The organism is Micromonospora sp. WMMD987 (assembly GCF_029581435.1).
GTDB classification, from domain to species: Bacteria; Actinomycetota; Actinomycetes; order Mycobacteriales; family Micromonosporaceae; genus Micromonospora; species Micromonospora rifamycinica.
Genome location: NZ_CP120861.1, coordinates 1,995,706 through 2,021,772, shown reverse-complemented (window position 1 = coordinate 2,021,772; position 26,067 = coordinate 1,995,706). Strand labels below are relative to the sequence as shown.

Below are 26,067 nucleotides of genomic sequence, written 5' to 3'. Positions count from 1 at the left end.
ATTTCATTCGGACGAGGGAGAATGCCGGGGTGCCCGAAGGAGACACCGTCTGGAACACCGCCCGCGTCCTGCACCGGGCGCTCGCCGGTGCCCGGCTCACCGGTAGCGACTTCCGGATTCCCGCCCTCGCCACCACCGACCTGACCGGCTGGACGGTGCGCGAGTCGGCCAGCCGGGGCAAGCACCTCCTGCTCCGGCTGACCGCACCGGCACCGGCCACCGCCGCCTGGACGCTCCACTCCCACCTACGGATGGACGGCACCTGGCGGGCGTACGCCCCGGGGGAACGGTGGACCGCCCGGCCGGCGCACCTGATCCGGGTGGTGCTGCGCAGCCCGGAGGCGGTGGCGGTCGGCTACCACCTGCACGAGCTGGCCCTGCTCCCCACCGCCGGGGAGGAGAGCCTGCTCGGGCACCTCGGACCCGACCTGCTCGGCGCGGACTGGGATCCGGACGAGGCGGTCCGCCGGCTGGCCGCCGCACCCGGGGCAACCATCGGCGAGGCGCTGCTCGACCAGCGCAACCTGGCCGGGGTGGGCAACCTCTACAAGTGCGAGCTCCTGTTCCTGCGCGGCCTCTCGCCGTGGACGCCGGTCGGCGCGGTGCCCGACCTGCCCGGCGTGGTGGCCCTGGCCCGACGACTGCTCGCCGCCAACCGGGGGCGATGGACCCAGAGCACCACCGGCTCGCTGCGCCGCGGGCAGACCAGCTACGTCTACGGCCGACGGGCCCAGCCCTGCCGCCGCTGCGGCACCGCCATCAGCCGGGAGGAGCTGGGCGAACGGGTCACCTACTGGTGCCCGGTCTGCCAGCCGGCTCCGGCGACCCCCTGACCCCCGCCACAGCGGACGGACGCCGCTCGCGCGCCGCTGCCCTCCCGGCTGGCGGGACGAGCCGGCAGACACGGACGAATGGGTAATTCCTATCCGCGCGTCCAGGTTGCATGCTGCGTTGGAGTGCTCACCGTTCGTCACCACCGGACGCGACCGTCCACCACGCCGGGGTGGGGGTCGGCGCGTCCCCGTGCCCGGGGAGAGCCATGGCCCTGTTCCGCAGACCGCGACCGCCCTGGACGACCCGGGTCGTCCGCACCGACCGGACCGACCGGCCCGCCGTGCCGGCGGCCCGGACCGGCGAGTCCGATCCCGCCCCGACGAGCCTGGACCCGGCCGCCGTGCCACGCTGCTTCGGCCCGGTGCCCAACTTCGCCGGCAGCCCCCTGCCGGTACGCGACCCGCAGGGCCGGGTGCTCACCGGCACCGGCCTGCGCAAGTTCGTCGACGCGCTCCCGTTGCCCGGTCTGGTCCGCACCGAGCTGGGCGGCTGTCTGCCGGTCGCCACCCCGGACACGGTGAGCTGGCCGGGCTGCGACTACTACGAGATCGGGTTGGCCGAGTACACCCAGCGGCTGCACCGGGACCTGCCCGCCACCCGGCTGCGCGGCTACCGCCAGCTCAACCTGGGCACCGACCCGGACGGGCACAACACCGTCGCCCCACCGGAGCGGCCCTACCACCTCGGACCGCTGATCATGGCGCGGCGGGACCGTCCGGTCCGGATCAAGTTCATCAACCAGCTCCCCACCGGGCCGGCCGGGGACCTGTTCCTCCCGGTGGACACCAGCCTCCCGGGCGCCGGACCGGGTCCGCTGGAGGGACCGGCGCCCTACCCGCAGAACCGCGCGGTGCCGCAGCTGTCCGGGGCGCACACCGGCTGGATCAGCGCCGGCAACCCGTGGCAGTGGGTGACCCCGGCCGGGGAGATCACCCCGTACCCGACCGGGCCGGGCCTGACCCACGTGCCGGACATGCCACCGCCCGGGGCGGGCGCCACCACGCTCTACTACCCGAACGCGCAGAGCGGCCGGCTGATGTGCCTCCAGGACAACACCCTCGGGCTGTCCCGGTTGACCGTGCTGTCCGGCCAGCTCGCCCTCTACCTGCTCACCGACCCGGCCGAGGAGGGGCTGGTCGCCGACGGGGTGCTCCCCGCCGGGCAGATCCCGCTGGTGGTCCAGGACCGGACCTTCGTCCCCGACGACGCCCAGCTCGCCGTCGAGGACCCCACCTGGGACCGGGACCGCTGGGGCACCCGGGGCGGCCTGTGGCACCCGCACGTCTACCAGCCCCGGCAGGACCCGCACCGGGACTCCGGACGCAACCCCACCGGCCGCTGGGACTACGGGCCCTGGCTGCCCGGCGGGGAGGAGGGCCGGGACGGGCCACGGGTCGGCCCGGTCGACAACCCGCACCACGATCCGGTCGCCGCACCGCAGGAGCCGCCCCGCGCGCCCGGGGTGCCGCACCCCAGCGCCGTGCCCGAGGCGTACGGGGACACCATGCTGGTCAACGGGGTCGCCTACCCGTACCTGCGGGTGCGGCCGACGACGTACCGGTTCCGGATCGTCAACGGCTGTGCCGACCGCGCCCTCAACCTCCAGCTCTACCGGGCCCGCTCGGACGGGCCGATGTGGCGGGCCGACGGGAGCCTCGCCGACGCCGACGCCGGCGAGGTGCCGATGGTGGCCGCCGCACGGGCTCCCGGGCGGCCGGCGGACTGGCCGGTCGACGGACGGGACGGCGGGGTGCCCGACCCGGCCGCCGCCGGCCCACCCATGATCCAGATCGGCAACGAGTGCGGGCTGCTCCCCGCCCCGGTGGTGGTGCCGAACCGCCCGGTCGGCTACCGGTACGACCGCCGTGACCCGACCGTGCTCAACGTCGACTCGGCCGCGCTGCTGCTCGCCCCGGGGGAACGGGCCGACGTGCTCGTCGACTTCGCCGCCCTGCCGCCCGGCGCGACGGTGCTGCTCTACAACGACTGCCCGGCCCCGCTGCCCGGCTCCGACCCCCGCTACGACCGGCACACCGACGCCCCGGACCAGCGCACCGAGGGGGGTGGCCCGGTCACCCTGCCCGGTTACGGCCCGAACACCCGTACCGTGCTCCAGTTCCGGGTCACCGGTACCCCCACCGAGCGGTACGACCTGGACCGGCTGACCGACCGGCTACCCGCCGCGTACGCCGCCAGCCAGCGGCCACCGGTCGTGCCGCAGCCGGAGTACGACCGGGCGTTCGGCACCACCACCCACCGGGGCGCGGTGGTCCCCGCGCACGCCGCCTCGGTCACCGTCACCCCGCCGGGGGGCACCGGGCCGGTCACCCTGCCGATCCGGGTGAAGACCGTCGGCACCGTCTTCGAGCCGGAGTACGGGCGGCGGGCCGGCCGGCTCGGGGTGGCCCACCCGAACGCCGGACCGCTCGGCCCGAGGACCCTGCCGCTCGGCCCGGCGGACCCGGCGACCGAGATCCTCGTCGCGGCCGACCCGACGGTCGGGGCCGGGGAAGCCGCCGACGGCATCGAGCTGTGGCGGATCCGCGGCACCGGTCGGCAGACCCATCCGGTCCGCTTCGACGGCTGCGACGTGCAGGTGGTCAACCGGACCGGCGGCGACGGCACGGTCCGCCCCCCGGACGGCGGCGAGCGGGGCTGGAAGCAGACCGTCCGGGTCAACCCGGCCGAGGACGTGGTGGTGGCGCTGCGCCCCGAGGTGCCGCCGTTGCCGTTCAAGGTCGCCGACAGCCTGCGGCTGCTCGATCCGACCCGCCCGCCCGGGGTACGGCTCGACGCCACCCCGGTCAGCCCCTGCGACGGCCAGCCGGCGACGGTGGTCAACCAGCCGGTCAACCTGGGCTGGGAGTTCCGCTGGTCCAGCGGCGCGGCCGGGCTGCGCGACCTGGGCATGAGCCGACCCCTGGTGCTGCGGGTGTCCCCCCGCGCGCCGACCGGGCTGACCGCGACCCCGGTACCCGGCTCGGCCACCGCGCTGCCGGCGATCGCCCTGGCCTGGACGGGCAACGGCAGCCGGCCGGCGGCCACCAGCCACCTGCTCCAGCGGGCCACCGACGTCGACTTCACCGCCGGGTTGACCACGATCACCGTGGCGGCGACGGCGATCCGCTACACCGACGCCACCATCACCCCCGGTGTCACCTACCACTACCGGATCCGGGCCGAGAACGCCGCCGGCTGCTCGGCCTGGTCGAACAGCAGCCCGGCTTCGGTTCGGCTGCCCGCACCGGACGGGCTGGCCGCGACGGTGCCGGCGGCGGTGCCGCTGCGGGTGGCGTTGCGCTGGGTGAACCGCTCCTTCGCCACCGGCCTGGACGTGCAGCGGGCCACCAACCCGACCTTCACCAGCGGGCCGGGCACCACCGCCGTCCCGGTCTGCGACCACCATGTCGACGCCGCGGTGGCTGCGGACACCACCTACTACTACCGGGTCCGGACGACGTACCTCGGTGCGGCGTCCCCGTGGTCGACCGTGGCCACGGTGGTCACCCCGCCCCTGCCGGCTCAGCCGACCGGGCTCGCGGCGACGGTCGGCGTCCCCGCGTCGGACACCGCGACGGTGTCGTTGAGCTGGGCGGCCGGCATCCCCCCGGGGCCGGGGGCCGGGTTCGTGGTGCAGCGCGCGGTGGACCCGCAGTTCCGCCGGGAGCTGACCAGTTTCACCGTGACCGGCCGGGCCTTCACCAACACCGGTCTGGCCCGGGGCGTCACCTACCACTACCGGGTCCGCTCGTTCAACGTGGTGGGCAGTTCGCCGTGGACCGTCCCGCTGCCGGTCAGCACGCCCCGCTGAGACCGGCTCAGCGGGTGGGGGTACGCAGCGGTTCGCCGACGGTGCGCAGCTCGGCCAGGGCGGCGGCGACACCGTGCAGCAGGTCGGTCGCCTCCATCAGCCGGGTCGCCGCCGGGTCGGCGACAACCTCCGGGTGGGCGTCCTCGGCGACGTAACCGGCGGCGGCGGCGACCAGCCCCTCGTAGGCGGTCACCCCGGCGACCAGCTGGTCGCGCAGCGCCCGGTGCGCCTCGGCGAGCCGGGGCCTGGCCTCGGCGGGGGCGAGCCGCAGGGCGCGCTCCACGCCGGCCGTCCGGTCGGCCAGGTCCCGCAGCGAGCGGTCGGCGGCCGCGGCCTCCAGCACCGCCGGCTCGGCCAGGCCGGTCAGCCGGGGCGCGATTCCGGCCAGGGTGAGCGCGGCCCGGTCCAACCGGGCCCAGGACTCGGCGGCGGAGGTGCCCCGCAACGCGAACCGGGAACGGAACCGGCGGGCCTCGGCCAGCACGCCGGGACCGACCGGGAGCCGTTCGACGGCCGCGACCAGCCGGGCCCGGGACCGGGCGGCGGCCTCGGCCGGGTCGAGGGCGGGCGGAACCGGGCGGGCCGCGAACGCCCGCAGGTCGATCCAGCGCCAGGCGGCCAGGGCGACGGCGCTGCCGGCGGCACCGGCCCAGGCCGCGTCGGGCAACCCCAGTCCGGCGTACGGGGTCAGCACCGCCGCCGCGCCGGTGAGCCCGCCGGCCAGTACGCTCCACCGGCGGGCGGAACGCCGCAGCCTGCCCAGTCGACGGAAGTGTCGCGTTCGCTCGTCGGCCACCCGTACCTCCTCGTGCCGGCCGCTCAGCCGGCGGTGCTGTCCCCCACGCCGCGGTCGCGGCCCATGCTGGCCCGGATCTCGTCCAGCCGGGCGGCGGCGGCCGGGTCGACCGTCGGCGCGGCGGGCTGGGCCTGCTGCTGCACGGCCGGCTGCTCCTGCCGGCCACCGAGCTGGTCGCCGGCCATGCTGGCCCGGATCTGCTCCAGCCGGGACGACCCGGCGCTGTCCAGGGTCGACTTCTGGATCTCCAGCATCCGTCCCTCGACGGAGTTGCCGGCCAGTTCGGCCCGACCCATCGCGTTGGCGTAGCGGCGCTCGATGCGGTCGCGCACCTCGTCCAACGAGGGGGTGTTGGTGGGCGCGGTCAGCGAGGACATCGACTCCAGGGAGCGGGCGACGCTCTCCTGCATCTTGGCCTGTTCGAGCTGGCTGAGCAGCTTGGTCCGCTCGGCGAGCTTCTGCTGGAGGATCATGGAGTTGTTCTCGACCGCGCGCCGGGCCTGGGCGGCGGCACCGAGAGCCTGGTCGTGCAGGGTCTTCAGGTCCTCGGTGGCCTGCTCGGCGGAGACCAGCTGGGTGGCGAGCACCTGGGCGGACTGCTCGTAGCGACCGGCCTCGGCCTCGTCGCCCTTGGCCCGGGCCTGGTCGGCGAGGACCAGCGCCTGCCGGGCGTTGCCCTGGAGCCGCTCGACCTCGGTCATCTGCCGGGAGAGCTTCATCTCCAGCTGACGCTGGTTGCCGATCACCGCCGCCGCCTGTTGGACCAGCGTCTGGTGCTGACGCTGCGCGTCCTCGATGGCCTGCTGGATCTGCACCTTCGGATCGGCGTGCTCATCGATCTTGGCACCGAAGAGCGCCATCAGGTACTTCCAGCCCTTGACGAACGGGTTCGCCATCTCCGCGGTATCCCCTCAGTAGCGTCGCTGCGCCTCGGCCACACCGGGGGCCGGACGGGCCGCACGGCACGCCCCCATCGTCGCAGCCGGACGCCAGCAGGGCCGTTCGTACCGCGGGGTGCCCCGGCGGCCTGCGATCAACACTACGCGGCGTCTGCCAGCCCGGCCACGGGACGGACCCGGGTCAGGCGGCGCAGACCACGTCGCGGTCGCTGGGACGGACCCGGGCGCTGCGCAGGGTGGCCTTCAGCGGGGAGTCCTGGCGCACCGAGACGGCGACCGCGCCGTCGGTGGTCACCTGGCGCACCCCCCGGCCGGTGGCCTTGCGCACCGGGCCGGCGGCGGAACCGGCGGCGACCGGCTCGTCCTGTACCGGCATGAGCACGCCCGGCAGCTGCTCGGCGAGCGCGACGGTGTCGCTCACCTCGCGTAGCAACTCGGACAGCCGGGCACCGAGCGCGTCACAGATGGCGGCGAGCAGCTCGCTGGAGGGCTCCTTCTGGCCGCGTTCGATCTCGGACAGGTAGCCGAGGCTGACGTTGGCGGCGGTGGAGACCTCGCGCAGGGTGCGGTGCTGACCCTGGCGTCGCGCGCGAAGTGCGTCACCGATCACCCGGCGTAGCAGGACCATCGCACCTCCCCCTGACGGGATTCACTCTCCGGGCGGACGGTCGCCCGCGCCGGACGCGGTGGACCGCGCCGCCGCCGACGCCGTACGCCGGAGCCTTCCCGCAACCGTACCCGTTGGTCGGCCCGGCGACATCCCGCCCCGCCTGTCGGATCTGGGCACGGCCGCTCACCGCCGTCGGCCGCCGGCCGGCGGGGCGTCGGCCGGCGGCCCCGGGCGCGGGCCGGGACCGGTCTCCGGGAAGGCCCGGTGGATCCGCTCCGCGAGCAGGCGCAACGCCTCGGTCACCGTGGTCGCCCGGATGCGGTCGCGACCCCCGCCGAGGTCCAGCCGCCGGACCACCGGGCCGCCCGGTCCGGCCACCGCGACATAGACCAGGCCGACCGGCCGGCCGTCCTGCGGCTCGGGACCGGCGACCCCGGTGGTGGCCAGTCCCCAGTCGGCGGCGCAGCGCCGCCGACCGCCCTCGGCGAGGGCGACGGCCACGTCCGGATCGACCGGTCCGCGGTCGGCCAGCAGATCCTCGGGTACGTCGGCCAGCCGCGCCTTCAGCTCCGTGGCGTACGTCACCAGTCCACCCCGGTAGACGGCGCTGACCCCGGCGATCTCCACGATCGTGGCGGCCAGCAGTCCACCGGTCAGGGACTCGACGGTGGCCAGGGTCTGCTGCCGCTCGTGCAGGCTGTGCACCACGCCCGCCGCCGGGCTACCCACCGTCGGGCTGCCCGCCGTCGGCCCGTGTTCCGTACCGGTCCCCATGCCGTCCTCCTTCCCCCGGGTCACCCCGCTACTCATCTTCCGGGCCGCCGGTCCGGCCGCCGCCGGGGGGGCGACCAGCCAGCGTCCCCACCCGAGGGACGGCCAGCCGGCGTCCGCGACGGGCGGTCAGCGGGGTGGCCGGCATTCCCGGCCGGCAGGGCGGTCAGCGGGGTGGCCGACGTTCCCGGCCGGCAGGGCGGTCAGCCGGTGAGCCCGGCGTCGCGGGCGAGCAGGGCGGCCTGCACCCGGTCGGCGACGCCGAGCTTGGCGAAGACAGCCGAGAGCTGGTTGCGGACCGTCTTCTCGCTGAGCCCGAGGTGCCGGGCGATCCGGGCGTTGGTGTCTCCACCGGCCAACCGGCGCAGGATGTCCCGCTCCCGGGGGGTGAGCCGGTCGAACGGGGGCGGCAGCTCGACCGGTTGACGACGCAGGCTGGTCAGCACCTGCGGACCGACCCGGGGGCCGAGGACGAGACCGCCGCCGGCCACCGTGCGCAACGCGTCGACGATCACGTCCGGGTCGGTGTCCTTGAGCACGTAGCCCCGGGCACCGGCCCGCAGCGACCGGCCGACCACCTCCTCGTCGTCGTCCATGGTCACCATCAGCACCCGGGTCTCCGGTCGAGACTGCACGATCCGCCGGGTCGCCTCGACGCCGTCGCCGTCCGGCAGCGCCACGTCCATCGCGACCACCCCCACCGGCTCGGTCGTCGCGATGCCGACCGCCTCGGCGCAGGTGGCCGCCTCCAGGACGCCGTCGACCCAGGTCTCACCCTCCAGCATGGTCCGCAGGCCACGGCGGACCACCGGGTGGTCGTCCACGATCAGCACCCGGACCGCCCCACCACGTGCCGCCTCACCCGTCAACGCCCTCCCCCTCCCGCAGCGTTCTCCTCCACGTCACCCCCACCCGCCCCGCCCCTCGCCGGGGCCCGGGAACCCCCGGTGATCAAGAGGTTCGCGTCGTCCTCCGGCCGGATTCTGACGCAGACCTCTTGATCACCGGAAGCGGACAGGCCGGGGGCGGGCGGAGTGGCAGGGGGCGGGGCGTCGTCCGACGGGAGGGGGAGCCGGACCCGGACCAGGGTGCCGTGCGGGGCGCGGTCGACGAACTCGCAGTCGCCGCCCAGCTCGGTGGCCCGCTCCCGGATCGAGTCCAGGCCCACCCCGCCCGGCCGGCGGGCGACGATGCCGGTGCCGTCGTCGGACACCTCGACGACCAGCGCCCGGCCCCGGCGCACCACCACGTCGCAGCAGGTCGCCCCGGCGTGCCGGGCGGTGTTGGCCAACGCTTCGCCGACGATCCGGTACGCCGCGACCTCGACGGCGGCCGGCAGCCGGTGCAGGGCGTCCGGCACGCTCAGCCGGACGGCCAGGGCCGGGCCGTCGAAGCGCTGGCACTCGGCCCGCAACGCTGACTCCAGCCCCCGGTCCAGGGCCGCCGGCCGGAGCTGGTCGACCAGTTGGCGTACCTCGCCGGTGCAGGTGAGCAGGTCGTCGGCGAGCCCGTCGAGGATGCGGGTCAGCCGGTCGGGGTCGGCGGCGACGATCTTGCGGGCCGCGCGTACCTGCATGGACATGCCGGCGAGGGTCGGACCGAGACCGTCGTGCAGGTCCCGGCGCAGCCGACGGCGCTCCTCCTCCCGGGCCGTCACCAGCCGCTCCCGGGAGTCCCGCAGGTCGCCGATCAGCCGGGCGGTCGCGGCGGCCACCGAGGCGTGCATCGCGACGTCGCCGAGCAGCCGCCGCTCGACCGGGGTGAACCGGGTGCCGGCCGCCCGGTGGGCCACCACCAGACGACCCACCCGTTCCCCGTGGGTGACCATGTCGAAGCGTTCCAGCGAGGTGGTCGCCCGGCCGTACGCCGCGTGCACCCGTCCGGGGTGCCCCTCGTCGACGTCCTCCCCGCCGAGTTCCACCGCCACGTACGGCACCTGGAGCGAACGGGCGATGGTGCCGGTGAGCAGCGGCAGCACCGCCTGCGGCTGCACCGTCCGCTCCAACAGGTCACCGAGCCGGGCCAGCACCGCGTACGGTTCGTCGCGGTCGCCGTAGAGCAGCCGGTTCACCCCGCGCTGCACCCGGTGCCGCAGCGGCTCGAAGGTCACCGCGATCAGGCCGGTCGCCACCAGGGACGCGTTCGAGGTGTCCCCGCGCAGCACGAGGTCCCGCAGCAGGGCGACCACCCCGACGAAGGCGGCGATCACCAGCAGGCTCATCACCAGCCAGACCAGGGTGCGGTTGATCACCTGTTCCAGGCCGTAGAGCCGGTAGCGCAGCACCGCCAGGGTCATCGCGCCCGGGATCGCGATCACCATCAGCAGCCACGCGCCGGAGAGGCCGAGCCAGTCCAGCAGGAGGCCGAGCAGGAACAGCGTACCGGCGGCCAGCAGGCAGGCGAGCTGCTGCCGGACCTCGCCGACGGCCCGCCGCCAGCGGCGGGCCAGCGATCCGAGTACGGCGACCACCAGCAGCAGCTCCACCGCGACGGTCAGCAGGGCGAGGCGGACCAGCAGCCGGGCGGTCGGGTCGGCGGCCGGGGTGGCGGACAGCAGCAGGCCCCGGGGGTCGCTGGTGGCGGCCACCGCCAACGCCACGGCCACCACCGCCGTGGTGACCACCAGCCCGACGGCGACCGGCCGCCAGCGCCGGCCCGGCAGCCGGCCGTCCGGGAAGACCAGCAGGGCCAGGAAGACCAGACCGTACGGCGGCCACCAGAGCCACTGGCTCAGCCACGCCAGCGGGGTGACCGCCGACCAGCTCAGCGCCAGCACGGTCGTGCCCGCGACGAGACCGGCCGCCAGCATCAGCCGGCCTACCGGGTGGCCGGGCAGCCCGGCGAGCACCAGACCCCCGAGCGCGGTGAACGAGACGGCGATCGCGCCGGTCAACGCCGCCGGCCCGGCCGCCGCCGGGTACGGATCCCGCCACTGCCCGACCAGGACGAGCACGGCGACGACCAGGCCCACCCCGGCCAGGACCCGGCGGGGGGCGGACAGTGCGGCGATGGTCGACGGCACGGCAGGGCCTCCCGGGGTGGTCGTCGGCGGTCGGGGCGGCTGGTGGGTCAGTCCGCCCAACCGGCGGCGTGCATGGCGTTGTGCAGCCAGTTCCCGGAGTCGTGTTCGAGGTGTTCCGGCAGGGCGCCGATGACCTCGGACAGGTCCGGGTCGTCGAGGCGGGGCAGCTCGGACAGCGCCCGCTCCAGCGGGATCCGGGACCGGACGAGCACGTCCGGATGGTCGTGGACGTACTGCGTCACGTGCGCGACCACCGTGGTCAGCCGCTGTCGGACGACGTCGGGCACCGCCGGGCCGGTGCCGGCCTCCAACGCCTCCAGCCGCCAGTCGGCGGAGAAGACCGGGTACAGCCGGCGGCCGGTGACGTCGAAGAACTCGACCGCACCGGCGAGCTTCTCGCCGTGGTCGGCGGTCGCCAGCAGGTCGGCCAGGTTCTGGTAGACGTGGCAGAACGTGTCGTTGGTGGCGATCAACAGGATCCGTCGGTCGTCGCCGGCGGTCAGCGTCATGGTCACTCCTCGGATGCCGTGCGCGGACGGCGGGTCCGGTCTCCCGGCACCCGTCCCGCCGCAGCGTAGGTGGTGGATCGTCCACAGTGGCACCGCCGGGTGGGCCGGCGGTCGGCGGTGAACGGTCGGACCATCGTCGACCGTCGGCTGTCCCGCCGGCCCGGGACGGATGTCCCGGGCCGGCGGGACCGATCGGCGTCAGCCCGCCGGGTGGACGCCCACCGTGGTCGCCCGGGTCATGTCGGTCGTCGCCGTGACCTCCGGCAGCCCCTCGACGTGCCCGCCGGAGCGGATCCGGGCCGACCAGTGGTCGTACCGCTCGCCGAGCTGCCCGACCCGCACGTACGCCGCACCGGCCAGGCAGGCGCTCAGCGGGTCACGCGGCTTGTCCGGCATGGCGGCCTGGGCGCAGCCGGCCCCGTACTGGCCCTGGTCGCGCAGCGGGTCGAAGCCCGACCGGTCGTCGTTGCACGGGTTCCAGTCGAACGTCTGCACGCAGTCGGCGTAGTTGGCCACCGCCTGCGTCATCGCGTTGCGCAGGTGCTGGTGGGCCGACTGGTCGGCGTCGCTGCGCGGCCGGGTGTAGTCGGCGGGCAGCCCGTTGCCGCCGAGGAGCAGGCCGGCGAGGCTGTCGTCGAGTTCCAGCGCGGTCCCCCAGCCCAGTTCGGTGTACGCCTGCAACAGCCGCAACGCGTCCGCGACGGCCTTGCCCTTCTGCCACAGCACCCGGGACACCTCCCAGGTGTCGCCGCTCGGCGGGTTCGGCCCGGTGCCGGCCCGCATCACCCGGTAGAAGTACTTCTGCCGGCCGGAGAGCATCGCGGCGGCCTTGGTGCGGGCGGTCGTCGCCTGGGTCGCGTCGACCGGGACCGCCGTCGACTCGAACGCCGGCTTGTACGTCCCGGGCCACCGCTCGGTGAGGTACTTGTTCTCGTCGTGGCAGTAGCCCTGCGGGATGGGGGAACGGACGTCCCACGAGCAGATCGTGCCGACGGGGAAGGTCCGGGTGGTGTTCTGCACCTCCTGCCAGTCCCCGCCGGCCCACTTGACCCGCGACCGCAGGGTGATCTGGAGATCGCCGGTGGTGGTCACGAACCGGGGGCCCTCGTGCTCCTCGACGTTGACGAAGTTCGCGTCGTAGCAGGTGGAGAACGCCGGCGCGTGCCCCGGCGGCATGGCGTGGTGGGCCAGGTGGAAGGCGTTGGGCAGGTTGCTCCGACGCACCGTCGACGGGGTGGGCCGGCTGACCCGGCTCGCCCCGCACCCGCCGATCGACTCGGCCTCGGGAATCCGGTTCGCCGCCGGGAGTTCCTGGTCCGGGCTGCCCCACATGTCGTGCACCGGCAGGGTTTCGCTGCCGTTCCAGACCACCGCCTTGCGGACGTTCTCCACCTGGGCGTTCCAGCCGGCGACCGCCGTACGGTAGTCGGCCATCAGCGCGGTGAACAGCGGGTTGGTACGACCGTCGGCAGTGGGTTGGCTGAACTGCCGCACCCGCTCGTTGATGGTCCGCCCGGCCTGGGTCACGGCCTCCCCCCGGCCGGCGGCGACCTGGCCGGCGAACTGCGGGTTCTCCAGTTGCAGGATGTTGTAGACCCGGGCGGCGGTGGTCCAGGCGGCGGCGTTGGCGACCGGGCCGATGGTCCACTCGCCACCGACCCGGTCCCTGGCCCACCGACCGAGGTAGTTGATCGAGCCGGCCGGCAGGTGGGTGTCGAGAACACTGACCGGGTCGGCCAGGCTGGCGCCGGCCGGAGCGGTGAAGGTGCCCTCGTCGGCGGCGTTGACGGTGGCGAAGGTGAAGGTCGGCGACTCGGCCTTCGGGAAGTAGGTGCCCACGTAGTCCGGGATCGGCTGCCCGGTGATCTCCCGGTGGTGCACGTACGTGGTGATCACCTGGTTGAGCTGGCTCTTGGCGATGTTCTCCAGGGCCACGTGGGTGGCGAGCGCCATCGAGTCGACCTTGCGCTCGATGGTCTGCAACTGGGTGGCGATCCGGCCGAGGTTGGCGCGTACCTCGTCGAGGCCCTTGGTGAGCGCGTCGAGCTGGGCGACCAGCCCGGCGTACATCTCCTTGAGCGCCGACTCGATCCGGTCGAACCGCTTGTCGATGCCCTTGGCCAGCCGGTCGATCTGCTGGCGCAGCTTGCCGATCTCCGCCTGGATCGCGGCGTTCGGGTCACCGCCACCGGCGAAGAGCCCGATCAGGCTCACCGCCGCGCCGAGCAGGTTGCCGGTCAGCACCGCCGTGCCCATCGCCGTCGCGGCCATGGTCAGCCCCTGGCCGAGCACCGTCGTCACGTACGTGTTGATCGCGGTCACCGAGGTCACCACGGCCTTGCCGATGGTCTCCAGCTGCTTGCCGAACTTCTTGTCGACGAAACCGACCAGGGTGGACAGCACCGTGACGGTCGAGCCGAGCCCCTCGAAGATCTTGCGGTTGAGCTCGGTCTTCGCCTTCTCCGCGTCGACCAGCGCCTGGCTCGGCTTCGGGTCCTGGTTGAGCGGGTAGGTGTTGGCGTAGCCGACCACCTCGGTGATCCGGTTGTTGCCGTCGGTGTCCAGCACCTTCAGGGCGGCGTACGCCCGCTCCTGCACCAGCGTCCGGAAGGCGGTCGGGTCGCCGCGCAGGTCGCGGATCGCCGCCAGCGGCACGTAGTGGCCGACGGTGCCGGTGTTGCCGTCGGCGCGCGGCTCGTGGATCCGGGCGGCCAGCAACCCGTCGACCGGGGTACGCACCCCGGTGCCGGTCCGTCCGACGAAGGCGCTGTCCCAGCCGGCCGCCAACGCGTCGTCGGTGGCGGCCCGCCGGTGCAGCTCCCGCCAGGTGTCCTGGGCCAGGTCCCGGGAACGGGCGTTCCACGCCGCGTCCTGGTAACCGCCCCGGACCAGGTTCAGCGCGTCCGGCACCACGTTAGCGCCCTCCGCGCCGACCGTGCTGGCCAGGAACGCCCGCACCGCCGGGCCGGTGGTCACCGCGCCGGTGGAGTCGCCGAGCCGGGCCAGCACCGCCATCGCGACGGCGAACCGGGAGCGGTCCTCGGCCCGGGCGTCACCGACCGCCGCGTCGGCGGCCGCCCGGGTGGTGGCGACGTGCCCGGCCACCTGCGTCGCGTCCGCTCCCGGCTGGCCGGTGCGCCAGTCCAGCAGCTCGGCGGTGAGCAGGGCGTCCTTCAGACCGGCCGCCCCGGCGTCGCGTAGTTGCACCACCGCCCCGAACAGCGCCCCGTGCACCGCCTGCTCGTCGAAGGGCACCGGGTCGGCGGCCCGGGCCGGGGTCTGGTGCATGGTGACCGCCAGCACCGCCGTCAGGCCGGCCGCCCACAGCCGTCGGCCACGCCACCCACCGCCCCGGGAGCGTCCCCGGATCTGTCTCGTCGCTGTCCCCACCGCTGTTCCTTCCGCCACCGGGCACGCACCGCCCGCCGTCGCCGGACGTCGACCCGACCGGGCCGACGCCGCACCGGGCCGCAGGGGCCGGTGCGGTGACGACTCTGCGGGGCGCGGTGTCCCGGCCGGCAGGGACAGCCGTCCCACCCGCCCCGGGATTCCGGCGCGGGCACGGGTGCGAGGGCCGGAGAGCCCCGCCCAGGAGCCGGGGCGGAGGTGACGCCGGGGAGCCCCGGTCAGGGACGGGGCGGGATCGACGGCGGGGAGCCCCCGGTCAGGGGCGGGGGCGGCGCAGGCGCACGGCCTGCGCCACGTAGTCGAAGCCGGTGACCACGGTGACCAGCACGGCGGCGGCCATGATCCAGGGACCGACGGCGGCGAGGGCGGCCGGCATCGGCCACAGGTACCAGGCGATGGCCAGGATCTGCAACGCCGTCTTGAGCTTGCCGCCCCGGCTGGCCGCGATCACCCCGTGCCGGATCACCCAGAACCGCAGCCCGGTGATGCCCAGCTCGCGGACGAGGATCAGCACCGTCACCCACCAGGGCAGCCGGTCGTAGACGGAGAGCAGCACCAGGGCCGCGCCGGTGAGCGCCTTGTCGGCGATCGGGTCGGCCACCTTGCCGACCGAGGTGACCAGGCCGAAGCGGCGGGCGATCCAGCCGTCCACCAGATCGGTCATCGAGGCGAACGCGAAGATCAGGCAGGCGGCGATCCGCCACCCGGTGTGGGTCATCCCGGAGGCGGTCACCGAGACCGCGAAGACCGGCACCAGCACCAGCCGCAGCAGGGTCAGGCCGTTGGCCGCGTTGAGCACCGGCACCCGGGCGACCGGCGGCGCGGACTCCGCCGCCCCGGTCACCGCCGGACCCCGCTCCGGCCGTCGAGGCCCACCTGGCACCGCCCCACCTGGCTCCCCCGCTCCGTCCGGGCGCACCGTCACCGTTCCGCGCCGGGCGCCGCCGAGATCATCTCATCCGGCACGGCCACCAGGTCGACGCCCTCGGTCGCGGTGACCGTGGCCCGGACCAGGTCGCCGGGGCGCAACGCGGCCAGGTCGACCCCGCCGCCGACCGGGGCGACCAGGGTGGTCGAGCCGTCGACCTCGGGGGCCTGGTGCGCCGCCCGGCCCTCCACCACGCCGTCGTCGACCGTGTCGACCAGCACCTCGACGGTGCTGCCGAGCCGCTCCTCGGCCCGCTGCGAGCACAGCTCGTCGGCGAGCGCGGCGAGCCGGTCGTAGCGGCGCTTGACGGTGGCGGCGGAGAGCTTGCCGGGCAGCCCGGCGGCCTCGGTGCCGTCCTCGTCGCTGTAGTCGAACACGCCGATCGCGTCGAGCCGCGCCTCGGTCAGGAAGCGGGTCAGCTCGGCCACGTCCTGCTTGGTCTCGCCGGGGAACCCGACGATGAAGTTGCTCCGCGCGCCCGCCTCCGGGGCCAGGGCGCGGGCGCCGGCCAGCAGCTCCAGGAACCGGTCGGTGGAGCCGAACCGGCGCATCCGGCGCAGCACCGGCTCACTGGAGTGCTGGAACGACAGGTCGAAGTACGCGGCCACGCCGGGGGTGGTGGCGATCGCCTCGACCAGGCCGGGACGGGTCTCGGCGGGCTGGAGGTAGCTGGCCCGTACCCGGACGATGCCGTCGATCGCGGCGAGCTGCGGCAGCAGCTTCTCCAGCGCCCGGGGGTCGCCCAGGTCCTTGCCGTACGACGTGGAGTTCTCGCTGACCAGCACCAGCTCGCGGACGCCGGTCTTGGCCAGCCACTCCGCCTCGGCGAGCAGTTCGTCGGGGGTACGCGAGACGAACGCACCCCGGAAGGCGGGGATGGCGCAGAACGCGCACCGCCGGTCGCAGCCGCTGGCCAGCTTCAGCGAGGCCACCGGGCCGGTGTCGAGCCGGCGCCGCAGCACCTGCCGCAGGTGCGCCGGGGTGTGCTCGTCGGTCTCCACCGTGGCCCGGGTGGGGGTGCCGTGGCCGGGCAGCGACACCGCCGACTCCCGCCGGGCGACCGGGGTGAGCGGCAGCAGCTCGCGGCGGTCCCGGGGGGTGTGCGCGGCGACCGCCTCGCCGGCCAGCACCGCGTCGAGCCGGGCGGTGATGTCCGGGTAGTCGTCGAAGCTGAGCACCGCCTGCGCCTCGGGGAGGCTGTCGGCCAGCTCCCGGCCGTACCGCTCGGCCATGCAGCCGGCGGCGACCACCTTGGCCCCGGTGTCGGCGGCGGCCAGCAGCGTCTGGATCGAGTCCTGCTTGGCCTTCTCCACGAACCCGCAGGTGTTGACGACCACCACGTCGGCGCCCTCGCCGTCGGTGGTGACCTGCCAGCCGTCGGCGTGCAGCCGGGCGGCCAGCTCCTCCGAGTCGACCTCGTTGCGGGCGCAGCCCAGGGTCAGCAGGGCGACCCGGCGGCCGTCGGCGGGCGGCTGCTCCGGGGCGCGGCGGGACGGGCCGGCGTTGGCGGGCGTGGGGGTGGCAGACACCATCCGAGGGTACCGGGCGCGGGAGCGGGCCTGACCGACGGCGGCGGGCGGTGTCGGCCGGTTCACCCTCCCCCGCCGGACCGGTCGTCGATCACCTGACGGAAATGCACCCGACACGCCGGGAACGCTCACGGCAACCGCAAGCTGATCGTGACGCACCCGCCTGGCGGTTCCGGTGACCGGCGAACCGTCGCGCCCCACCGCGCGGCGGGCACCGTGACGACGGTCAGACCGCCGCCGCACCGACCCGGACCAGCCGGTCCAGCAGGGCGACCTCGGTGCCGGCCAGCCCGGTGCAGCAGAACACCGACACCTGGTCCGCGCCGGTCCGGCCGGGGACCGCACCGGCCAGCACCGCCCCCAGGTCCCGCACCTTCCCCCGGTACGGCCCGACGGCGGTCAGCAGCGGCGGGTCGTACGCCGCCGCCTGGGCCGGCGAGTCGGTGACCAGCAGGTCGGCGGCGTCGAGCAGGTCGGTGCCGAACTCGTGCCGGTGCACCTGCTTGAAGCCGACGGTGTTGACGTGGGTGCCCGGGGCGAGATCGGCGGCGGCCAGCACCGGGGTGACGCTGGTGGTGGCGAGGACCACCACGTCCCGCTCACGGACCGCCTCGGCGGCCGAACCGACGGCGCGGGCGGGAATCCCCAGCTCGGCGCGGACCCGGGCGGCGAACGCCTCGCGGCGGGCCGTCGAGCGGCTGTGCACGGTCACCTCGCGCAGCGGCCGGACGGCGGCGGTCGCCCAGACCTGGGTCCACGCCTGCCCGCCCGAGCCGATCACGCCCAGGGTGGTGGCGTCCGGGCGGGCCAGCGCGTCGACCGCCACCGCGCCCAGCCCGCCGGTACGCCGGGAGCCCAGCTCCGCGCCGACGGCGATGGCCCGGACCGCCCCCGTCCGGGCGTCGTGCAGCACCACCAGCTGCCCGCCGGCCGGGTGGCCGAGGGTGTCGTAGGAGCGGAAGCCGTACCACTCGTCGGCGAGCTGCCCGGCGGTGAGCACCATCCGGCCGCCCGCCAGGGGCGCGGACGCCCGGGGCGGGGCGACGAGCCGGCCGCTGTGCGCGGCCAGCAGGGCCTCCCGCATCGCCGCGACGGTGGTCGGCGCGTCCAGGGTGGCGGCGACCTGCCGGTCGTCGAAGAGCAGCGTCATGCCGTCATGCTGCAACCTGAAGCTGACTTCAGCTCAAGATGTGGTGGGAGGGATCACCCCACCCCGGCACCCGGCGGTGCTAGCGTCGGTCGTGGTGGCCCGCGCGGTCACCCCGGACGAGTCGTGGGCGTACCCGGTCAGGCCAAGACGCCCCGTACCGAACCGACTCGTCCCCGGCCACGGCCCGGGACCGACGCCCCGAGGTGATGCCCGATGGCCTGGATCGTGCTGGTGCTCTCCGGACTCCTGGAGACCGCGTGGGCGGTCTCCCTCGACCGCAGCGCCGGGTTCACCCGGCCGCTGCCCTCGACCGTCTTCGCGGTCACCCTGGTCGCCAGCATGGCCGGTCTGGCGTACGCGCTGCGCGACATCCCCGTCGGCACCGGCTACGCGGTCTGGGTCGGCATCGGGGCGGTCGGCACCGCCGTGGTCGGCATGGTGGCGCTGGGCGAGTCGACGAGCCTGCCCCGGCTGCTCAGCCTGCTGCTGGTGGTGGCCGGCGTGGTCGGCCTCAAGCTCTTCCACTGAGCCGCGCCACGGAAGCGGCCGGGCCGGCTGCCGGTGAACGGCCGGTCCCGGCCGCCGGGCCCCGCTCCCGGGGACCGCCCGACGGGTCAGGGCCGGCCCGCGTGCCGCAGCAGCCGGAGCTGGCCGATCTCGGCGACGTTCTTCATCAGCTCGGCGTTCACCCAGGCGACCAGGTGGGCGACGGTGTACGCCGGGTCGTCCCGCCACGGGAACGACGCGGTCGCGTCGAGGTCGGCGTCGCCGAGCTGGTCGAACACCGCCAACCACGCGGTACGCAGGTCGCCCAGCCATGCCACCGTCCCGTCCCGGTCACCGGGCCAGCCGATCTCGGTACGCTCCCGCGGCCGACGCCCCGACGCATGGTCCACAGCAACCGTCCACCACCAGCCGATGTGCCAGGTGACCCAGCCGATCGTCGGGACCGGGACCGGGTCGGGCTCGACGTCCGCCCAGTCCGGCACCCACCCGCCGTCGGCACCCGGACGCATCGTCCAGCAGTGCGGCACGGGCTCCCAGAGCAGGTCCGCCGGCTCCAGGCGTTCGAGGTGGTACTCGAACAGGGACCAGGTCAGGTCGAACTGCGTACGCAACAGGTCACGACGGGATGCCGGCATCGGATGACCCTGCCACACCGGCAGGCCCCGGATCGACCGGAATTCCCGGACCGACGCCGACGGGCACGCGGTGGGAGGTCGCCGCCCGGTGCGTAGTTTCCGTCCGGTGTGGGTAGTGAGCGATCAACACCGTTACCGATGATCCCGACCACGGAGGACGTCATGGCCGACATCCACGCCCCCGCCCGCCCGCGTACCAACGCCGCCCGCATCTGCACCATCCTGGCGTTCGTCTTCGCCGTCGTCGCGTTGCTGATCGCGCCGGTCATCTTCGGCATCATCGGCCTGGCGCTCGGCATCGTCGGCGCGGTCCTCGGCGACAAGCCGCTGGGCTGGTACGCCGCCGCCGCGAACGTGGCCGCCATCGTCCTCAGCCTCGTACTCGTCAGCGCCATGCTGAACAGCTGACCACGCCCTGCGCGAACGGGCCCGCCGGACTTCCGGCGGGCCCGTCGCACGTCCCGGCCCGGTCAGGGGTACGCCCGACCGGCGCACCCCGCAGGCTCAGTCCACGTCGCCGCGCAGCCCGTCCAGGACCTCTTCCAGCTCGTCCGGCTTGACCAGCACGTCGCGGGCCTTGGAACCCTCGGACGGGCCGACCACCCCCCGGGTCTCCATCAGGTCCATCAGCCGACCCGCCTTGGCGAAGCCGACCCGCAGCTTGCGCTGGAGCATCGAGGTCGAGCCGAACTGCGAAGTCACCACCAGCTCCACCGCCTGCACCAGCAGGTCCAGGTCGTCGCCGATGTCCTCGTCGATCTTCTTCTTGCTGTCCTGCGCCGGGGCCAGCACGTCGGAGCGGAACTCCGGCTCCCGCTGGTCCTTGCAGAACTTCACCACGTCGGCGATCTCGCGCTCGGTCACCCAGGCGCCCTGGATGCGGACCGGCTTCGACGCGCCCATCGGCAGGAACAGCCCGTCGCCCCGGCCGAGCAGCTTCTCCGCGCCCGGCTGGTCGAGGATGACCCGGGAGTCGGCCAGCGACGAGGTGGCGAACGCCAGCCGGGACGGCACGTTCGCCTTGATCAGGCCGGTGACCACGTCGACGCTCGGCCGCTGGGTGGCCAGCACCAGGTGGATGCCGGCGGCGCGGGCCAACTGGGTGATCCGGACGACCGAGTCCTCCACGTCACGCGGGGCGACCATCATCAGGTCGGCCAGCTCGTCCACGATCACCAGCAGGTACGGGTACGGCCGCATCTCCCGCTCGCTGCCCGGCGGGGCCTTGATCTCGCCGTTGCGCACCTTGCGGTTGAAGTCGTCGATGTGCCGGACCCCGTTGGCGGCGAGGTCGTCGTACCGCATGTCCATCTCGCGGACGACCCACTCCAGCGAGTCGGCCGCCTTCTTGGCGTTGGTCACGATCGGGGTGACCAGGTGCGGGATGCCCTCGTACCCGGTCATCTCGACCCGCTTGGGATCGATCAGCAGCAGCCGCACCTCGTCCGGCGTGGCCCGGGTCAGGATGGACACCAGCAGGGTGTTGAGGCAGCTCGACTTGCCGGCACCGGTGGCCCCGGCGATCAGAATGTGCGGCATCTTCGCCAGGTTGGCCACCACGAAGCCGCCCTCGATGTCCTTGCCGAGGGCCACCACCATCGGATGGTGGTCGCTGGTGGCGGCCCGGGACCGCAGCACGTCGCCGAGGGCGACGTTCTCCGGGTCGGTGTTGGGGATCTCCACCCCGACCGCGCTCTTGCCCGGGATCGGGCTGAGGATCCGCACGTCCGGCGACTTCACCGCGTACGCGATGTTGCGGGAGAGCTGGGTGATCCGTTCCACCTTGACCCCGTGCCCCAGCTCGACCTCGTACCGGGTGACGGTGGGGCCCCGGGTGAAGCCGGTGACCTCGGCGTCCACCCCGAACTGGTCGAAGACGCCGGTCAGCGCGGCGATCACCTCGTCGTTGGCCTTGCTGCGGGTCTTCGGGGCCGCGCCGCCGGTGAGCATGTTGGCCGGTGGCAGCACGTAGTCGCCCGCGAGCCCGGTCAGCGCGAGCTGCTCGGCCCGGGTGGGCGGGGCGGAGTGCTCGGGCGGCTCCACCGGCTTGCGGCTGGCCGGCACCCGGCTCGCCGGCCGGCGCGGCAGCACGATCGTCTCCTGGAGATCCACCTCCGGGCCGACGTCGTCGAAGTCGTCCGGGTCGACCGGCGGCGGCGCGGCCTTGCGGGGCCGGCGGCGGGCCGGCTTGGCGGCGGTCTCCGTCGGCTCCGCGACCTCCTCCGCCGGGGCTTCGGGCGGGGCGACCAGCGTGCCGGCGAGCAGGCCGAGCCGCTCCGGGATCCGGTTGATCGGGGTGGCGGTGACCACCAGCAGCCCGAAGACGAGCAGCAGGATCAGCAGGGGCATGGCCACCCAGGCGGTCACCGCCCGCTCCAGCAGGTCGCCGACGCCCGCGCCGATCAGGCCGCCGGCGTAGTCCCGCTGCACCGGGTCGACCGGGTTCTGTCCGATGTGCAGCATCGCCGCCGTGGCGACCAGCATGGAACCCCAGCCGACCAGGCCCCGCCCCCGGTGCTCCGGGTCCGACGGGGTACGCATCAGCCGCCAGGCGCCGATCATCAGCAGCACCGGCACCACGACCGCGATCGCCCCCAGGAAGAGCCGCACGGTGTCGGCGAGGCGCGCGCCGAGCGGGCCGGCACCGGAGAACCAGATGCCCACCGCACTGAGGATGGCCAGGCCGAACAGCAGTAGTCCGGCGCCGTCGCGGCGGTGCTCCGGGTCCAGGTCCCGGGCGGAGGCGGCCTGCCGGCCGGCGGCCCGGAAGCCCCAGCCGACGCCGTGTGCCAGGCCCATCCACAGTGCCCCGACGGCCCGTCCGACGTACGCCGCCGGAGCGGGCCGGGCCGCCGGTCGCCGGCGGGGCGTCGCCCGGGTGGTCTTCTTCGCCGGCTGACGGGCACGACTGTTCGTGGTGCCACGCGGCGACGCGCCGCGCCGCCGGCTCGCCTGAGAGGTACGGCCCGCCATAGAGTCACCGTAACGGCGTTACCCGGCAGATCGCCGCTTTTCCGGGTCGTGTCCGCGCGTCGCAGCACGGACCACGCCCGCAGACGTGTTATTCGCCTCAGAAGGGATGCCCGATGGCGTCGCCTGCCTTCGCGGACCGTCCGGACCCCCTGGCGGGTGACCCGCAGGCCCTGCGTCCGCTGACCGCCGAGCTGGTCGTCGCCGTGCTGCGCCACCGGGGGTACGCCGTGGTCACCGACGAGGACGGCGACCTCCTCGGCCGCTGGGACGACAGCCTGATCTGGTTCCTGCGCCAGGGCGCCCTCGGCGAGCTGCTCCAGGTCCGCACCCTGGCGGCACCGACCTTCGGCATCGACCACGTGCCGGCGCTCTACGCCTTCTGCAACGCGTGGAACCGCGACCGGCTCTGGCCCAAGGCGTTCGTGCACGTCGACGACGACGGCCGGGCCCAGGTCTGCGGCGAGGTGATCACCGATCTGGAACGCGGGGTCACCCCGCACCAGCTCGACCAGCTCCTCGACCGGGGCATCACCACCGGCTGCCAGCTCGCCGCCGCCGTCGGCCTGCTGCCCGGCGGGACACCCGGATGACCGCCGAGTTCCACCCCCCGACGGACCGGCCGGCCGTCCACCGTGATCCCGGCCTGGCGGCCGCGCTCGCCGACGCCGCGGAGCTGCCCGACGGGGAGACCCGGCTGGCCGAACTCGACCGGATCGCCGCCCGCGCCGACGCGATCGGGGATCCGCACTCCGCCCTGGACGCCCGCTTCGCGCTGGTCGAGGCGTACCTGCGGGGCGGGGGACGGTGGCGGATCGTCGAGCCGGTACGCCGCCTGCTGGCCACCGTCGACCGGTCCCCCGGCCTGCTCGACGCCCGCCCCGGCGACGCGGAGCTGCTGCGGCGGCACCTGCGGCAGGCGGTGGAGGCCGCCATCGGCACCCCCCGGATCGGCCTGACCCAGGCCGACGCGCTGCTCGACGCGCTGGCCCGACGGGTCGGCGAGGACGCCGCCGTGGTCGCCCAGCTGCGGTGCCGGCTCGCCGACCACCGGGGGGACGAGCCGACCGCCCGCCGGTGGTACGACCGGTGGACGGCCACCGACCAGGACCCGGCCGCCGGCTGCCCCGGTTGTCTGCCGGTCCGGCGGGCGGAGCTGCTGGCCGGTTGGGGGGACGACCGGGCGGCCCTGGACGCGCTGCGACCCGTGCTCGACGCCGTGGTCGAGTGCACCGACCAGCCGGAGGGCGCCCTCGCGGTGGGCCTGCTGCCGTGGCTGCGCACCGGGGCGGGCGCACGGGCCGGGGCGGCGCACGCGCGGGCGTACCGGCGGCACCGGCGGGAACGGCGGGCGTTGCCGTACCTGGCCGCCCAGCTGCGGTTCTGTGCGCTGGCCGGGCACCCCGAGCGGGGTCTGGACATCCTCGCCGAGCAGTTGCCCCGGCTGGACCACCCGTACGACGACCTGTCGGCGCTGGAGTTCGCCGCCGCCGGGGCGCTGGTCTGCGCGCTCGCCGTCGAGTCCGGCCGGGACGGTCGACGGGTGCACCGCCCCGGCCACGCCGACCGGCCGACCGCCGACCTGGACGTGGCGACCCTCGGCACCGACCTGCTGGCCGTGGCGACCCGGCTCGCGGGCAGCTTCGACGCCCGCAACGGCACCGGTCACCACGCCGGCCGGATCGCCGCCTGGCTGGCCGAGCGGCCGACCGGTGACCCGGTGCCGGTGCCGGCGTGGGAGAGCGTCGACGAACCGGACGACGGACCGTTCCCGCCCTCGGCCGGGGAGCCGGCCCCGTTGACCCTGGCGCAGCTCACCGCCGTGCTCGATGCCCGGGGCGACGTGTACGCGGTGGACGCCGGTGGCGTGGTGGTCGGCCGCTGGGACGACGCGGTGATCCAGTTCTCCCAGGTGGGCAGGCAGGGGGAGATCCTGCACGCCCGGGTGGTGGCGGCCCGGCGGCTGGCGGCGGGACGGCTCGCCGAGGCGTACGAGTTCTGCAACGCCTGGAACCACGACCGGCTGCTGCCCAAGGCGTACGTGCACGAGCTGCCCGGCGGTGAACTGGTGCTGGCCGGCGACGTCACCACCGACCTGGCGTACGGGGTGGCCCCGACACAGCTCGGCATCCTGGTCGACGCGGCGGTGAGCACCGGCGTCGCGTACGCCAGGGCCGTCGCCGCCCTTCCCTGACCCGGCCGCCGCCCCCTGAACCGGCCGGCGGGGCGGACCCGGCCAGCGGGCCGGGCACGGAGCGCCGGGGCCGGGCACGACCAGTCGGGGTCGGACCCGGAGCGGCCCCCGACCACCGGGCGGTGGGGGTCGGGGGCCGCGGTACCGGTGGCCCCGGCCCGGCCACGCCGACGGCGGCCGGGTCCGGGGCGGGAGGTCAGCGCACCGCCGCGCCGGCGGTCCGTGCCCGCTGCCGGGTGTTCACCCGCGGCTGCGCGTCCTGCTGGCCGTTGGCGGTCACCAGGGTCAGGTTGTTGCGCTGGAGGATCTCGTTGACCGGCTGGAAGAAGGTGACCCCGCCGACGGTGCAGTCACCGGAGCCGCCGGAGGTGACGCCCTGCGCCTGGTCGCCGGAGATCCACGAGCCACCGGAGTCGCCCGGCTCGGCGCAGACGTCGGTGCGGGTCAGCCCGGTGACGGTCCCCTCCGGATAGTTCACGGTGGCGTTGCGGGCCTGGACGACACCGCAGCGGGCCCCCGTGGTGGAACCGGAACGGCAGATCGACGCGCCGGCCGGCACCTCGGTGGAGCCGTTGACCGGCACCACGCCGCCGTTGAAGTCGCTCACCACCCCCTGCGGGGTCCACTGGCCGTTGGTGCGCACGAACGCCCAGTCGTCCCCGGGGAACGACGACGCCGCGAAGACGCCCTGCCGGGCCTGGTTGAAGCCGGTGGTCCGGTCGCCGACCCGACCACAGTGCCCGGCGGTGACGAACCCGCCCACCACCGAGAAGCCGATCGAGCAGCGCCCCACGTCGTTGATGAAGAACGGCTCGCCACCGACCAGGTCGAACAGGGGGCGCGGCTGCTCCCGGGAGGTGGTGATCCGCACCGCGTCGGCCGGTGCCCCGCTGCCCGCCGCCCACCGGCGGGCCCGCGCCTCGGCACCCGGCTGGGCGAGCACCACCACCGAGTTCGTGGCGACGTCCACGTACCAGCCGGTGATGGCCGGCGAGGCCTGCCGGCCCGCCGAGTCGAGCCGGCTCTTGGCCGCGTCCAACTCGCCGACCGCACGGTCGACCTGCCTGGGCACCGCACCGGCGGCCCGGACCCGGTCGGCCCTGGCGGGGTCGGCGACCGCCACGTTGAGGGTCGACCCGTCGCCGCTGATCCAGGCCCCGCCGTAGGCGTCGCCGAGCGCGGCCCGCAGCCCGGCCAGCCGCCCGGCGGCCTGCTGTTCGGCGGCCAGCCGCCGGACCGCCTGGTCCCGGCTGATCCGCAGGTCGCGGCTGAGGGCGTCCACCACCTCGGGGGCCACCCCGCCGGTGGCCCTCGCGTCGGCTCCACCGGCGTTCGGCGTGCCCTGGTCACCGGCGAACGACGGCAGGGTCACCGCCGCCGTCAGGCCCGCTGCCGCCAGCACGACGCCGATCGCTGTCATCCGTCTGCGGTCCATCCGTCATGCTCCTCCCGGCCGACGCGGGGTACGCCCGCCGGACAGAGGTACGGAAACGG

The 26,067-nt window shown here is 75.0% G+C and carries 20 protein-coding genes and 1 riboswitch; of the genes, 6 read left to right on the top strand and 14 right to left on the bottom strand.

Going from position 1 to position 26,067, the window contains the following annotated elements:
* Nucleotides 1–29 precede the first annotated feature (29 nt).
* Both O7612_RS08885 and O7612_RS08880 read left to right on the top strand, forming a co-directional pair.
* On the top strand, nt 30–833 hold the full coding sequence (locus O7612_RS08885; RefSeq protein WP_282272139.1) for a zinc finger domain-containing protein: 804 nt from the start codon (nt 30–32) through the stop codon (nt 831–833).
* 206 nt (nt 834–1,039) lie between these two features.
* Complete coding sequence (locus O7612_RS08880; protein ID WP_282272137.1) at nt 1,040–4,645, top strand: hypothetical protein; 3,606 nt, start codon at nt 1,040–1,042, stop codon at nt 4,643–4,645.
* Between the two features lie 7 nt (nt 4,646–4,652).
* Here the strand turns inward: O7612_RS08880 and O7612_RS08875 are convergent, their stop codons facing one another.
* The 11 genes from O7612_RS08875 to O7612_RS08825 form a co-directional block, all read right to left on the bottom strand.
* Entirely contained in the window at nt 4,653–5,441 is a 789-nt protein-coding gene (locus O7612_RS08875; RefSeq protein ID WP_282272135.1) for a hypothetical protein, read from the bottom strand.
* A gap of 23 nt (nt 5,442–5,464) precedes the next feature.
* On the bottom strand, nt 5,465–6,337 hold the full coding sequence (locus O7612_RS08870) for a PspA/IM30 family protein (protein ID WP_282272133.1): 873 nt from the start codon (nt 6,335–6,337) through the stop codon (nt 5,465–5,467).
* A gap of 184 nt (nt 6,338–6,521) precedes the next feature.
* Nucleotides 6,522–6,968, bottom strand: coding sequence for a helix-turn-helix transcriptional regulator (locus O7612_RS08865; protein ID WP_282272131.1), 447 nt, complete (start codon nt 6,966–6,968; stop codon nt 6,522–6,524).
* Nucleotides 6,969–7,133: 165 nt separating this feature from the next.
* Nucleotides 7,134–7,724, bottom strand: coding sequence for a CinA family protein (locus O7612_RS08860; protein WP_282272129.1), 591 nt, complete (start codon nt 7,722–7,724; stop codon nt 7,134–7,136).
* A 200-nt stretch (nt 7,725–7,924) separates the two neighbouring features.
* Nucleotides 7,925–8,590 carry a response regulator transcription factor gene (locus O7612_RS08855; RefSeq protein ID WP_282272128.1) on the bottom strand — a complete coding sequence of 222 codons (666 nt, stop codon included), beginning with the start codon at nt 8,588–8,590 and terminating at the stop codon, nt 7,925–7,927.
* Nucleotides 8,587–10,743, bottom strand: coding sequence for a histidine kinase (locus O7612_RS08850; RefSeq protein ID WP_282272126.1), 2,157 nt, complete (start codon nt 10,741–10,743; stop codon nt 8,587–8,589). The genes O7612_RS08855 and O7612_RS08850 overlap by 4 nt, the downstream gene beginning before the upstream one ends.
* Before the next feature lie 47 nt (nt 10,744–10,790).
* Entirely contained in the window at nt 10,791–11,252 is a 462-nt protein-coding gene (locus tag O7612_RS08845; RefSeq protein WP_282272124.1) for a hypothetical protein, read from the bottom strand.
* Nucleotides 11,253–11,450: 198 nt separating this feature from the next.
* A complete protein-coding gene (locus tag O7612_RS08840; protein WP_282272122.1) occupies nt 11,451–14,642 on the bottom strand; it encodes a hypothetical protein in 3,192 nt (1,063 codons plus the stop codon).
* 274 nt (nt 14,643–14,916) lie between these two features.
* Nucleotides 14,917–15,504, bottom strand: coding sequence for a CDP-diacylglycerol--glycerol-3-phosphate 3-phosphatidyltransferase (pgsA, locus tag O7612_RS08835; RefSeq protein ID WP_282272120.1), 588 nt, complete (start codon nt 15,502–15,504; stop codon nt 14,917–14,919).
* Nucleotides 15,505–15,581: 77 nt separating this feature from the next.
* Nucleotides 15,582–17,117: a 30S ribosomal protein S12 methylthiotransferase RimO gene (gene rimO, locus O7612_RS08830; RefSeq protein ID WP_282272118.1), complete on the bottom strand. Its 1,536-nt coding sequence runs from the start codon at nt 17,115–17,117 to the stop codon at nt 15,582–15,584.
* A 226-nt stretch (nt 17,118–17,343) separates the two neighbouring features.
* Entirely contained in the window at nt 17,344–18,267 is a 924-nt protein-coding gene (locus tag O7612_RS08825) for an ornithine cyclodeaminase family protein (RefSeq protein ID WP_282272116.1), read from the bottom strand.
* A gap of 91 nt (nt 18,268–18,358) precedes the next feature.
* Nucleotides 18,359–18,424, top strand: a riboswitch (guanidine-III (ykkC-III) riboswitch).
* 56 nt (nt 18,425–18,480) lie between these two features.
* On the opposite strand from O7612_RS08825, the gene O7612_RS08820 reads away from it, so the two are divergent.
* Nucleotides 18,481–18,795, top strand: a complete 315-nt coding sequence (locus tag O7612_RS08820) for an SMR family transporter (protein WP_145918443.1) — start codon at nt 18,481–18,483, stop codon at nt 18,793–18,795.
* A gap of 86 nt (nt 18,796–18,881) precedes the next feature.
* Here the strand turns inward: O7612_RS08820 and O7612_RS08815 are convergent, their stop codons facing one another.
* Nucleotides 18,882–19,409 (bottom strand): DinB family protein, encoded by a 528-nt coding sequence (locus O7612_RS08815; protein ID WP_282272113.1) that lies wholly within the window; start codon nt 19,407–19,409, stop codon nt 18,882–18,884.
* A 138-nt stretch (nt 19,410–19,547) separates the two neighbouring features.
* On the opposite strand from O7612_RS08815, the gene O7612_RS08810 reads away from it, so the two are divergent.
* A complete protein-coding gene (locus O7612_RS08810) occupies nt 19,548–19,817 on the top strand; it encodes a hypothetical protein (protein WP_348774277.1) in 270 nt (89 codons plus the stop codon).
* A gap of 96 nt (nt 19,818–19,913) precedes the next feature.
* On the opposite strand, the gene O7612_RS08805 is transcribed toward O7612_RS08810, so the two are convergent.
* Nucleotides 19,914–22,382 (bottom strand): DNA translocase FtsK, encoded by a 2,469-nt coding sequence (locus tag O7612_RS08805; RefSeq protein ID WP_282272111.1) that lies wholly within the window; start codon nt 22,380–22,382, stop codon nt 19,914–19,916.
* A gap of 113 nt (nt 22,383–22,495) precedes the next feature.
* On the opposite strand from O7612_RS08805, the gene O7612_RS08800 reads away from it, so the two are divergent.
* Together O7612_RS08800 and O7612_RS08795 are read left to right on the top strand one after the other, a co-directional pair.
* A complete protein-coding gene (locus O7612_RS08800; protein WP_282272109.1) occupies nt 22,496–22,972 on the top strand; it encodes a YbjN domain-containing protein in 477 nt (158 codons plus the stop codon).
* Nucleotides 22,969–24,573: a YbjN domain-containing protein gene (locus O7612_RS08795; RefSeq protein ID WP_282272107.1), complete on the top strand. Its 1,605-nt coding sequence runs from the start codon at nt 22,969–22,971 to the stop codon at nt 24,571–24,573. The genes O7612_RS08800 and O7612_RS08795 overlap by 4 nt, the downstream gene beginning before the upstream one ends.
* Before the next feature lie 196 nt (nt 24,574–24,769).
* Here O7612_RS08795 and O7612_RS08790 read toward each other — a convergent pair whose 3' ends face one another.
* Entirely contained in the window at nt 24,770–26,008 is a 1,239-nt protein-coding gene (locus O7612_RS08790; RefSeq protein ID WP_282272105.1) for a S1 family peptidase, read from the bottom strand.
* Nucleotides 26,009–26,067: the final 59 nt, after the last annotated feature.

What these genes read in the sequence shown, in the direction of transcription:
- O7612_RS08845 (WP_282272124.1), bottom strand. Translation starts at nt 11,252, where the DNA reads ATGACGCTGACCGCCGGCGACGACCGACGGATCCTGTTGATCGCCACC.
- O7612_RS08805 (WP_282272111.1), bottom strand. Translation starts at nt 22,382, where the DNA reads ATGGCGGGCCGTACCTCTCAGGCGAGCCGGCGGCGCGGCGCGTCGCCG.
- O7612_RS08815 (WP_282272113.1), bottom strand. Translation starts at nt 19,409, where the DNA reads ATGCCGGCATCCCGTCGTGACCTGTTGCGTACGCAGTTCGACCTGACC.
- O7612_RS08870 (WP_282272133.1), bottom strand. Translation starts at nt 6,337, where the DNA reads ATGGCGAACCCGTTCGTCAAGGGCTGGAAGTACCTGATGGCGCTCTTC.
- O7612_RS08865 (WP_282272131.1), bottom strand. Translation starts at nt 6,968, where the DNA reads ATGGTCCTGCTACGCCGGGTGATCGGTGACGCACTTCGCGCGCGACGC.
- O7612_RS08860 (WP_282272129.1), bottom strand. Translation starts at nt 7,724, where the DNA reads ATGGGGACCGGTACGGAACACGGGCCGACGGCGGGCAGCCCGACGGTG.
- O7612_RS08820 (WP_145918443.1), top strand. Translation starts at nt 18,481, where the DNA reads ATGGCCTGGATCGTGCTGGTGCTCTCCGGACTCCTGGAGACCGCGTGG.
- O7612_RS08810 (WP_348774277.1), top strand. Translation starts at nt 19,548, where the DNA reads ATGATCCCGACCACGGAGGACGTCATGGCCGACATCCACGCCCCCGCC.
- O7612_RS08825 (WP_282272116.1), bottom strand. Translation starts at nt 18,267, where the DNA reads ATGACGCTGCTCTTCGACGACCGGCAGGTCGCCGCCACCCTGGACGCG.
- O7612_RS08795 (WP_282272107.1), top strand. Translation starts at nt 22,969, where the DNA reads ATGACCGCCGAGTTCCACCCCCCGACGGACCGGCCGGCCGTCCACCGT.
- O7612_RS08800 (WP_282272109.1), top strand. Translation starts at nt 22,496, where the DNA reads ATGGCGTCGCCTGCCTTCGCGGACCGTCCGGACCCCCTGGCGGGTGAC.
- O7612_RS08790 (WP_282272105.1), bottom strand. Translation starts at nt 26,008, where the DNA reads ATGGACCGCAGACGGATGACAGCGATCGGCGTCGTGCTGGCGGCAGCG.
- O7612_RS08880 (WP_282272137.1), top strand. Translation starts at nt 1,040, where the DNA reads ATGGCCCTGTTCCGCAGACCGCGACCGCCCTGGACGACCCGGGTCGTC.